1 protein-coding gene is annotated in these 741 nt (G+C 46.4%); it reads right to left on the reverse strand.

Translation table 11 applies throughout. From position 1 onward, the window contains the following. On the reverse strand, positions 1-741 hold a 741-nt coding region (locus tag A3766_RS09460), incomplete at both ends, for a helicase-related protein (RefSeq protein ID WP_197479480.1).

A 741-nucleotide genomic window follows, 5' to 3' on the forward strand; every position in this document is an offset into this window, starting at 1 on the left:
GCAAAACATAGATTGAGAACAAAAATCTCTTTGTGAGTTTGCCCAATACGGTCGATACGACCAATACGCTGTTCAACCTTCATTGGGTTCCAGGGCAAATCATAGTTAACCAGTAGGTCAGAGGTTTGTAAGTTAAGACCTTCAGCGGCGGCGTCGGTACAGAGCAAAATATCGATATGGCCTTGAACAAATCGATGTTTGATCACGTCACGTTCTACACCCACCATTTGATTCTTATTTGGGTCGTAGTAATGCCCACCTTCACCTGAATAGGTTCCTATGAGTAGTTCGGGGAATTTGGCTTGTAGTCGCTCCCGGATATCATGAAGGGTGTCGAGAAAGCGGGTAAAAATAACGGTTTGCTTAATGCGCTTGCCCTCGATGCGGGGCTTGAGTGCGGTCAGTAACGCTCTGAACTTATTCGAGTCCTCATAGATATCAGCCAACTCACCTAGCAGTGAGTCGAGCATATCGCGTTCCCACCTTAGATCATCTTTGGTCCTGTTGTTGAGCAGCATTTCAACTGCGTCAATGTCATCGTCACCACCGTCAATGAGTAACTCCTGAAGCTCCTCATTATCGGTAGGATCTGTACTGTATTTCAGTTGCTCAATGAGCGTTGCTTCAACTTTTGTTTTACGTCGCGAGAGTGTCAGCTGTAATGCCTTAAGGCTGGATGCAAATCGTAGGCGCAAGAAGCTTAAATAGAAGCCTAGTGCCACCTGACCTGGCTCATTGAGC

The sequence above is a fragment of the Oleiphilus sp. HI0132 genome, assembly GCF_001635845.1.